The sequence below is a fragment of the Terriglobales bacterium genome, assembly GCA_035624475.1.
Lineage (GTDB): Bacteria > Acidobacteriota > Terriglobia > Terriglobales > Acidobacteriaceae > DASPRL01.
On record DASPRL010000286.1, the window covers coordinates 1 to 9,650 of the forward strand.

Below are 9,650 nucleotides of genomic sequence, written 5' to 3' on the forward strand. Positions count from 1 at the left end.
CGGCAGCAGAGCCGCGAGCAGGCGCTCGCGAAGCGTTCCGCCGGCGCGGCGCGACCACCAGGCTCCCAGAGCGCCCACGATCGGTAGGGGAAAGAACCAGGGCAGGTAGAACGCGATCCCAGCGATCCCAAACTCCGACGCCCGCCATACGTACTCCGGCTTCAGGCCGGCGCGCACCATCATAGCCTGCGCCAGATAAGAAAAGAGGCAAGTCAAAGCCCCGGGGAGCCAGAGAGCCCGAGTGCGGTGGTTCATAGGATCCTCCTTGCTGTGTTGCAGGTCGCGGCGGAAGCGCTGCCAGTCGGGGACCTGGGCCAGGGTGGAGTGCACGGCCTCGTCGGCCGGGACGCCGGCCTCGGCCCGCTCGCGGCATTCGTCTTCGAAGTGGGCGGCCAGTTCGGCGACCACCTCGTCTTCCATCTGGGGAGAGAGGCGGAGCGGGCCCAGGCGCGCGCGCAGGAGGACTTGCCAATCAGGCATCGGCCACCCCCGCCAGGCGGTCCAGCGCCTGGAAGAAAGCGCCCCATTGGCGGCGCAGCGGCGCGAGCTTCTTCTTGCCTTCCGGGGCCAGGCGGTAGTAGCGGCGGCGGCGCCCGCCGACCTCCTCCCAGTAGCCCTTCACCCAGCCGCGCTTCTCCATGCGGTAGAGCAAGGGGTAGAGGGAGGCGACGTCGAAGCGCAGCACGCCTTCGGTCTCGCTCGCGATGCGGCGGGCGATCTCGTAGCCGTGAAGGGGGCCGCGGGCCAGGAGCGCCAGGATGGCCAGTTCGGCGCTGCCCCGCTTGATGTTGGCGTTCACCGTGGACATATGGACTCCTATATATTGGCTTCTTATATATAGGCCCCGGCGCGATGTCAAGCGCTTTCTGCGCTTTCCTGCCCCGGCGGGCGGGCGGCGGCCGGATGGTAGAATCAAGAGAATCGCATGCCGGAAAGGGAATCAACCGTAGGAGTGCTGGAGCCCGAGACCCGGAAGAGCACCCGCACCAAGGTGGGCTTCGTCAGCCTGGGCTGTCCCAAGAACCTGGTGGACAGCGAGGTGATGATGGGCCTGCTGGCGGAAGCGGGGGCCGAGATCACCGCGCGCGCCGAGGACGCCGACGTGCTTGTGGTCAACACCTGCTCCTTCATCGAGAGCGCGCAGCAGGAGTCGGTGAACGCCATCCTGGAGATGGCGCAGCATAAGAGCGCGGGCCGGGTGAAGAAGCTCATCGTCGCCGGATGTCTGGTGGAGCGCTACCGCGCGCAGATCCAGCAGGACATCCCGGAAGTGGACGCGGTGGTGGGCACGGGCGAACTGGAGCAGATCCTGGCGGCCGCTGGGATCGCGCAGCCGAGGGCGGCTGTGCCACACAGTCCCTTCACCATCTTGCAGTCGCGACCGGAGGGCGCGGCGCGCGCCGAGAAGGGCCGCTTCTCGCGGGCAGATTGGGAGGGCGCCGCTGCTTCCCTGCCCCAGTACCTCTACGACGAAAGCACACCGCGGTTGCTGGCCACGCCCCGGCACTCCGCCTACATCAAGATCGCGGAGGGCTGCGACCATCCCTGCAGCTTCTGCATCATCCCGCAACTGCGCGGGAAGTTCCGCTCGCGGCGCTTCGAATCGGTGGTGGCGGAGGCGGAGGGGCTGGCGCGCGCGGGTGCGCGCGAGATCACTCTCATCGGGCAGGACACCACCTGCTACGGCGAGGACCTGGGCTTGAAGGACGGCCTGGCGCTGCTCTTGGAGCGGCTGGCGCGGGTCGAGGAATTGCGCTGGGTGCGCTTCCTCTACGCCTATCCCAACAAGATCACGGGGCGGCTGCTGGAGGCGATGGCCGCGCACGAGAAGATCTGCTCCTACATGGATGTGCCGCTGCAACATGCCTCGGCGGCGGTGCTCAAGCGCATGCAGCGCGGCGGCGGGGCGGAGCTCTTCCTGCGTTCCATCGAGAAGATGCGGCGCGCGGTGCCGGGCCTGACCCTGCGCACTACCTTCATCGTGGGTTTTCCGGGAGAGACGGAGCGCGACTTCGAGGAACTGTGCGAGTTCGTGCGCGCCGCCGAGTTCGACTGGCTGGGCGCCTTCGGCTACTCCGACGAAGAGGGCGCGGCCGCTCATGCGCTGGACCGGAAGCTGCCGCGGCCGGAGATCGAGCGCCGGCGCAAACATCTGATGAAGGTGCAGCAGGCCATCAGCCGCAGGAAGAAGAAGGCGCTGGTGGGACGCGAGTTCGAACTGCTGCTGGAGGGCGAGTCGGAGGAGAGCGAGTGGCTGTGGGAGGGCCGCACCGCGATGCACGCGCCGGAGATCGACGGCAAGGTGTACGTGAACGACCTGGGGCGGCACGCGCAGGCGCGGGCGGGCGAGTTCTACCGCTGCCGCGTGACCGAGGCACACGATTACGATCTGGTGGCAGAACTTTTGTAGTTTCTAGTTCCTCGTTTCTAGTTTCTAGATATGCCGAAGCGGAGAATTCGCAGCCTGCGCTGTCCCATCTGCCGCAAGATCGTTCTGCGCGCGGAGGCGGAGTTCCCTTTTTGCAGCCAGCGCTGCCGGCTGCTCGACCTGGGTAAGTGGGCCAGCGGCGGCTACGTGGTTTCGACTCCCATCGCCGACCCGGAGGCGCTGGGCGCGGCCGAGGTCCCACCCGACACCAGCACCCCCGCCGGGAAGGACACCCCTCATCATGGACGCACCCGAAACTGAGCCGGCGGGCCCGCCGGAGGAGTCCGATCGCCCGCAGCGCACGACCTGGGCGTGGCTGCTGGCCACCTTTTTCGGGGCGGGCTTCCTGCGCCCCGGCTCCGGTACCTGGACCTCAGCGCTGACTGTGCTGCTGTGGACGCTGGCGGCTGGCCGCCTCCCGGAGGACGCGCGCTGGTTCGCGGCGGCGGCAGCGGGGGCGCTGCTGATGGCCATCGGCATCCCGGCGGCGGGGGTGGTGGAGCGGGAGAGCGGCAAGAGCGACCCCGGTTTCGTCACCATCGACGAAGCCGCGGGGCAGATGTTCGCGCTCATCGCCGTGCCCCTGCGTTGGAAATATCTTCTGGCCAGCTTTATACTTTTTCGAGCTTTCGACATCCTCAAGCCGTTTCCCGTGCGGCGGCTGGAGCGGCTGCACGGCGGCGCGGGGATCGTGCTCGACGATGTGGGGGCGGGGCTCTACGCGCTGGTCCTGGTGCAACTGCTGCTGTATTTCCACGTGCTGGGCTGAGGGCGGGGGCGCTTCCCACCCTGGGCAGTGAGGAATGGGTATCTCAGACCACCTGCTGGGCAAGAAAAACGTGAACGGGAAGCCGCACATCGAGGCGGTGGCGCCCGCCGCCGCCCTGCCCGGGGGCGAGGTGCGCATCAGCGGCCGCGGCCTGCGGCCGGCGGAATTGCGGCGCCCGCGCGTGCAGTTCGGCGAGGTGGAAGGCCCGGTGGTCATCGCCGCCGACGACTTCGTGATCGCGCGCGTGCCCGAGGGCGCGACCTCGGGGCCGGTGGTGGTCTCCACCAACGGCGCCTCCTCCAACGCGCTGGAGGTCAAGGTCGCCATCCCCATCGCCGAGAACCTGCACCCGGTGACCAACCCGGCGCTGGACGCCGAGGGCAACATCTACGTCACCTTCTCCGGCCCGCGCGGGCAGAAGGTCCCGGTCGCCATCTACCAGATCGATACCAACTACAACGTGAAGCCGTTCCTGTCGGAGATGATGAACGCCACCGCCATCGCCTTCGACCGCGAGGGGCAGATGTACGTGAGTTCGCGCTACGACGGCACGGTGTACCGGGTGGCGTCGAACGGGACCATGTCGGCGTACGCCGAGAGCATGGGCATCGCCACCGGCATCGCCTTCGACGGCGAGCAGAACCTCTACGTGGGCGACCGCAGCGGCACCATCTTCAAGATCGACCGGCAGCGCCAGACCTTCGTCTTCGCCACCCTCGAGCCCTCCATCTCCGCTTACCACCTGGCCTTCAGCCCGGCCGGCAAGCTCTACGTGACCGGGCCCACCACCTCGAGCTTCGATTCGGTGTACGAGGTCAGCCCGCAGGGCGAGGTCTCGATCTTCTACCGCGGGCTGGGGCGGCCGCAGGGCATGGCCTTCGACGTGGAAGGCAACCTGTACGTGGCGGCGTCGCTGGGCGGGCGCCGCGGCGTGGTGCGCCTGACCCCCGACCGGCAGGCGGCGCTGGCGGTGGCAGGACACGGGCTGGTGGGGCTGGCCTTCGCCCCGGGGCGCGCCGCCATCCTGGCTACGGCTTATCCCAACGCCACCGGCGCCGTCTTCCATCTCTCCTGGGGAGTGCAGGGAAAATCTCTGCTGGACTGATTCTCACCGCCGAGAGCGCAGAGATCGCAGAGAACAGCGAACTCATGGACGGGCCGGCTACATACTCCTCCTGATTCCTCTGCGTCCTCTGCGTCCTCGGCGGTAATCATTTACACTTCTTCTCGTGCTTGCCGAGATCATCGCCGTGGGCAGCGAGCTGCTCACGCCCTTCCGCCAGGACACCAACTCGCTCTATCTTACCGGGCAACTCAACCAGTTGGGCGTGGAGGTGGGCTTCAAGACGGTGGTGGGAGACCGCCGCGAGCATCTGGTGGAGGCAGCGCGCATCGCGCTGGGGCGCGCCGACCTGGCGATCTTCATGGGCGGGCTGGGCCCGACCGAGGACGACCTCACGCGTGAGGCGGTGGCCGCGGCGCTGGGCCGCGAGCTCAAGCGCGATCCCGACCTGGTGGCGCAGCTCTACGCGCGCTTCGCCTCGCGGCGCATGAAGATGCCGGAGAACAACGTGCGCCAGGCGGAGGTGATCGCGGGCGCCGCCGTCCTCGACAATCCCAAGGGCACCGCGCCCGGCCAGTGGCTGGAATTGGATCAGGAAGGCGCGAAGAAGATCGTCATCCTGCTGCCGGGGCCGCCCTGGGAACTGACCGCGACCTTCGAGGAGCAGTGTCTGCCGCGGCTGCGGCAGGCGGTGCCGCCGCAGTTCCTGGCCACGCGCGTGCTCAAGGTGGCCATGGCGCCGGAGTCCACGCTGGACGCGCGCATCGCCCCCATCTACAAGCAGCACGCGGCGGTGGAGACCACCATCCTGGCGGGCGCGGGCGAGGTGCAGATCCACCTGCACGCGCAAGCCGAGTCACAGGAGGCGGCGCAGAAGGCGGTCGACAAGCTGGCCGAGGCGCTGGAAGACGAGCTGGACGAATTGGTGTTCTCGCGCGGCGGCGAGTCGCTGGAGCAGATCGTCGCCTACTACCTGGAGATGCGCGGGGCGACCATCGCGGTGGCGGAGTCGTGCACCGGCGGGCTGCTGGGGGAGCGGCTGACTTCGATCAGCGGGGCCTCGCGCTACTTCCTGGGCGGCGCCATCGTCTACACCAACGACCTGAAGAGCGCGCTGCTGGAGGTGCCGCCGCTGCTGATCGCGGAGAAGGGCGCGGTCAGCCGCGAGGTGGCCATCGCCATGGCGGAGGGCATCCGCAAGCAGTGCAAGTCCACGTTGGGGGTGGGCATCACCGGCATCGCCGGGCCCACCGGCGGCAGCGAGGAGAAGCCGGTGGGGCTCGTCTACCACGCGCTGGCGGACGGGCGGAAGACCGAGGTCATTGAGCGGCGCTATCCCGGGGACCGGGAGCGGGTGCGTTGGTTCGCCAGCCAGCAGGCTCTGGATATGGTGCGAAGGAAGCTAATCTGAATTGCAGGTTGAAGATTTCAGATTGCAGATTGAAAGACGCGGCTGATCGGCCTTGCAATCTGCAATCTAAGATCTGAAATCTGCAATGCGTACTTTCGTCGCAGTCGATATTCCTGAAGAGGTCCGACAGAAGCTCGCGCGCTTCGTGGAGGGCGTGCGCGGATTCGCTCCCGAGGCCCGCTGGGTGAATCCGGCGAGCCTGCACGTCACCCTGAAGTTCCTCGGCGAGATCCACGAGGGCAAGGTGGCGGAGGTGAAGCAGGCGCTGGCGGCGGTCGCGGGCGAAGTCTCGCAGATCAGCTTCCTCGGTACCGGCTTTTTCCCCACAGTGAAGGCGGCGCGGGTCTTCTGGGTGGGAGTGGAGGCGGACGAGAAGCTGGCAGCGCTGGCAGCGGCGGTGGACGCGGCGCTGGCGCCCCTGGGAATCGCGCGCGAGGAGCGCGCCTTCACCCCGCACCTGACGCTGGCGCGCACCGGCTCCGGGCGTCCACAGCGCGGGCGCGGCGACCGCAACAACGCCAGCTTCCAGAAGCTGCAGGAGAAGTTGGCGGCGCTGCCTGCGCCCGAGTTTGGTACCATGAGCGCCCGCGAATTCTTTTTGTACGAGAGCAAGCTGGCGGCGGGCGGAGCTGTGTATTCCAAACTGCAGCGCTACGCGCTGCAGGGTGGTTAGGAGTTAGTGGCCAGTAGTCAGCAGAGCATGATCGGCACTTACATCGTCGTCGCGGTGGTGGCGTACCTGCTGGGGTCGATCCCCTTTGGGTACATCCTGCTGCGGCTGTTCCGCGGGCAGGACGTGCGGGCGACCGGCAGCGGCAACATCGGGGCCACCAACGTGGCGCGCTCCGCGCCCGGGCTGGGCGTGCTGACGCTGCTGCTGGATGCGGGCAAGGGATTTGTGGCGGTGGCGGGGACCCTGGGCTTCTTCGCGTACGCGCTGGTCCACTCCCCGGCGTGGGCGGTCGCGCTGGGGGCCTATGCCGGCCTGTGGGCGATCCTGGGGCACATGTTTCCGGTGTGGCTGAAGTTCAAGGGCGGCAAGGGCGTGGCCACGGCCGCGGGCGCCTTCGCCCTGCTCATTCCGCGCGCGCTGCTGCTGGCGCTGGCGATCTTCCTGCTGGCCACCCTGGTGACGCGCTACGTCTCCCTGGGCTCCATCCTGGCCGGTGTCACGTTACCCATCGGAGCCCATTTTCTGCCGCCACGCTCCGCGGGCGAGAGCCTGGGTTCGGTGCAACTGACGGTGGTCGTAGCCGCCGCTTCCCTGCTCATCATCCTCAAACACCACCAGAACATCCGGCGGCTGCTGGCGGGGACGGAGCACCGCTTCACGCTGAAGGGCAGGAGCGCATGAGGATCGCGGTCATCGGCGCGGGGGCGTGGGGGACGGCGCTGTCCGGGGTGCTGGGGCGCCGCGACCGGCACCAGGTTCGGCTGTGGGCCTATGAGACGGAAGTGGTGGAGTCTATCCGCGCGCGCCGCGAGAACGAACTGTTCCTGCCCGGGGTGAAGCTCCCCGAGACCGTCTATCCCACCAACAGCCTGGAGGAGGCGCTGGGCGGGGCCGCCATGGTGGTGAGCGTGATGCCCTCGCACCACTGCCGGCGGGTCTTCGAGCAGATGGCGCCCTTCCTGAAGCCAGAGATGCTGTTCGTGAGCGCCACCAAGGGCATCGAGAACGACACCCTGCTGCGCATGAGCGAGGTCATCGTGCGGGTGTTGGACCGTAGCGAGTCGCGGCTGGAGCAGCCCCGCCTGGGGGCGCTGAGCGGGCCCTCGTTCGCCAAGGAGGTGGCGCGCGGCGATCCCACCGCCGTCACCGTCGGCTCCCCCGACGCGGAGCTGGCGGCCACCGTGCAGCGCGAGTTCAGCGATCCCAACTTCCGCGTCTACACCAACGAGGACATGGTAGGGGTGGAGCTGGGAGGAGCGCTGAAGAACGTGATCGCCATCGCCGCCGGGGTGTGCGACGGGCTGGGGCTGGGGCACAACACCATAGCGGCGCTGATCACGCGCGGGCTGGCGGAGATCAGCCGGCTGGGAGTGGCCTGCGGCGCCCACCGCGAGACCCTGGCCGGCCTGGCGGGCATGGGCGACCTGGTGCTCACCTGCACCGGGGGGCTCTCGCGCAATCGCACCGTGGGGGTGGAGCTGGGCAAGGGACGCCGGCTGCCCGACATCATCGCCGGCATGCGCGGCATGGTGGCCGAGGGCGTGCTCACCACCAACGCCGCCGTGGGTCTGGCCCGCAAGCTGCAGGTGGAGATGCCTATCACCCAGAAGATGCACGAGATCCTGCAGGAGGGGAAGCCCCCGCGGGAGGCCATCCGCGAACTGATGACCCGGCCGGGGAAGGTCGAACAGTAGCCGGCACCCTGGGTCCCAGGGCGACGTGACCAAGGTAATGCCCCGGAGCGCGTTTTTTCCTGTCCCGGCCGGGGTTTCACGATACAATCGCAGCCATTCTCACGACCTAACCGCCATGATTCCCAAGCGGGTGCCGATCCTGTACCTCATCCTGGGTGTGCTGATCCTGGTCAGCGTCGTGCCCATGTATTTCTATTCCACCAAAGTGGTGGACATCAATAAGGACCGGCTGAAGACCAACGAGCGGCTGCTGCAGAACACCATCACGCGCTCGGTGGCCGACGACGTGGCGCAGCGGCAGAAGAGCCTGCGGCTGACGCTGACCAACCTGTCGTCGGCGATCCAGGTGGCCAGCGGAGGCGACCTCAGCAAGGACAAGGTCTCGGCGCCGGAGCTGCGCACGCTCATCGAGCGCTACGTCTCTTCCTCCGACGACGTGGCCTACGTCACCCTGCTCAACCAGGAAGGCCGGGGCATCAGCGCCGGGCGCATCGCCGCCGACGCTTTCCTGCAGAAGGAGCTGGAAAGCGCCTTCACCGCCGCCAACAACGGGCGCCTCTACAACGGCGGCGCAATCGGAGTGGGCTCGGGCAAGGACGCGCACACGGTGATGGTGGTGGGCACGCCCATCCAGGCCGGGGAACGGGTCATCGGCGTGATCGCCACGGTGGTGGACCTGCAGTTCCTGGCACGGCGCCTGGTGAACGAGAGCACCTCCGGGCTGGAACTCTACGTGGTGGACAGCCACGGCCGGCTGGTGGCCGGGGCCTCGCAGGAGTACTTCACCGGCCAGGACATGACCAAGTTCGAGATCGTGAAGAACTTCGTCGCCGAGGGAGCGCGGGCGCAATTGCTGGCGCCCACCATCCCCTTCACCGTGCGTAAGAACAACGAGGACATCGAGATGCTGGGCACCTACAGCCCGGTGCCCTCGCTGGGGTGGGCGGTCATCGCGCAGAAGAACCAACGCGACGCCTACCAGGACGTCTACGACATGCAGCGGACGGCGCGCCTGCTGGCGCTGGTGGCCATCCTGATGAGCATCATCATCTCGGTGCTGGCGGCGCGGCACATCACCGGGCCGCTGCAGACCCTGACCCGCTCCAGCCGGGCCATCGCCAAGGGCGACTTCTCGCAGCGCGTCGCCCTCAAGAGCCGCACCGAGATCGGCGAGCTGGCCACCACCTTCAACGTCATGACCGCCGACCTGGAGCGCTTCGTCGACCAGCTCAAGCGCGCCGCCGAGGAGAACCGGGCCCTGTTCATGGGCTCCATCCAGATGCTGGCGGGCGCGGTCGACGAGAAGGACCCCTACACCCGCGGCCACTCCGACCGCGTCACCAAGTACTCCGTGGTCCTGGCCACGGAGATGGCCCTGCCCAAGCCCGAGGTGGAGAAGATCCGCATCTCGGCGCAGCTGCACGACGTGGGCAAGATCGGCATCGAAGACCGCATCCTGAAGAAGCCGGGCGCGCTCACTCCCGACGAATTCGAGATCATGAAGACGCACACCACCAAGGGGGCGAATATCCTGCGTCCCGTCAAGCAACTCACCGAGATGCTGCCGGGCATCGAATTGCACCACGAGTCGCTGGACGGCCGCGGCTATCCC

At 67.9% G+C, this 9,650-nt stretch carries 11 protein-coding genes; 9 read left to right on the plus strand and 2 right to left on the minus strand.

Annotated elements, in window-relative coordinates:
- Both VEG08_11395 and VEG08_11400 read right to left on the minus strand, forming a co-directional pair.
- On the minus strand, positions 1-480 hold a 480-nt coding region (locus VEG08_11395; GenBank protein HXZ28587.1), incomplete at its 3' end, for a hypothetical protein.
- Positions 473-808: a helix-turn-helix transcriptional regulator gene (locus VEG08_11400; GenBank protein ID HXZ28588.1), complete on the minus strand. Its 336-nt coding sequence runs from the start codon at positions 806-808 to the stop codon at positions 473-475. The genes VEG08_11400 and VEG08_11395, both read right to left, overlap by 8 nt.
- Positions 809-925: 117 nt before the next feature.
- Here VEG08_11400 and rimO point away from each other — a divergent pair, with 117 nt between their 5' ends.
- From rimO to VEG08_11445, 9 genes are all read left to right on the plus strand, one after another.
- The gene (gene rimO, locus VEG08_11405; protein HXZ28589.1) at positions 926-2,410 is read left to right on the plus strand and encodes a 30S ribosomal protein S12 methylthiotransferase RimO; all 1,485 of its coding nucleotides are present in this window, start codon (positions 926-928) and stop codon (positions 2,408-2,410) included.
- 30 nt (positions 2,411-2,440) lie between these two features.
- Positions 2,441-2,689 (plus strand): DNA gyrase inhibitor YacG, encoded by a 249-nt coding sequence (yacG, locus tag VEG08_11410; GenBank protein HXZ28590.1) that lies wholly within the window; start codon positions 2,441-2,443, stop codon positions 2,687-2,689.
- A complete protein-coding gene (locus tag VEG08_11415; GenBank protein ID HXZ28591.1) occupies positions 2,670-3,197 on the plus strand; it encodes a phosphatidylglycerophosphatase A in 528 nt (175 codons plus the stop codon). The genes yacG and VEG08_11415 overlap by 20 nt, the downstream gene beginning before the upstream one ends.
- Positions 3,198-3,231: 34 nt before the next feature.
- Entirely contained in the window at positions 3,232-4,302 is a 1,071-nt protein-coding gene (locus VEG08_11420; GenBank protein HXZ28592.1) for a gluconolaconase, read from the plus strand.
- A gap of 124 nt (positions 4,303-4,426) precedes the next feature.
- The gene (locus VEG08_11425) at positions 4,427-5,671 is read left to right on the plus strand and encodes a competence/damage-inducible protein A (protein HXZ28593.1); all 1,245 of its coding nucleotides are present in this window, start codon (positions 4,427-4,429) and stop codon (positions 5,669-5,671) included.
- Between the two features lie 85 nt (positions 5,672-5,756).
- On the plus strand, positions 5,757-6,344 hold the full coding sequence (gene thpR / locus VEG08_11430; GenBank protein HXZ28594.1) for an RNA 2',3'-cyclic phosphodiesterase: 588 nt from the start codon (positions 5,757-5,759) through the stop codon (positions 6,342-6,344).
- 27 nt (positions 6,345-6,371) lie between these two features.
- Positions 6,372-7,025, plus strand: a complete 654-nt coding sequence (gene plsY, locus VEG08_11435; protein HXZ28595.1) for a glycerol-3-phosphate 1-O-acyltransferase PlsY — start codon at positions 6,372-6,374, stop codon at positions 7,023-7,025.
- Complete coding sequence (locus tag VEG08_11440; protein ID HXZ28596.1) at positions 7,022-8,038, plus strand: NAD(P)H-dependent glycerol-3-phosphate dehydrogenase; 1,017 nt, start codon at positions 7,022-7,024, stop codon at positions 8,036-8,038. Before plsY ends, VEG08_11440 begins: the two co-directional genes overlap by 4 nt.
- Positions 8,039-8,153: 115 nt before the next feature.
- On the plus strand, positions 8,154-9,650 hold a 1,497-nt coding region (locus VEG08_11445), incomplete at its 3' end, for an HD domain-containing phosphohydrolase (GenBank protein HXZ28597.1).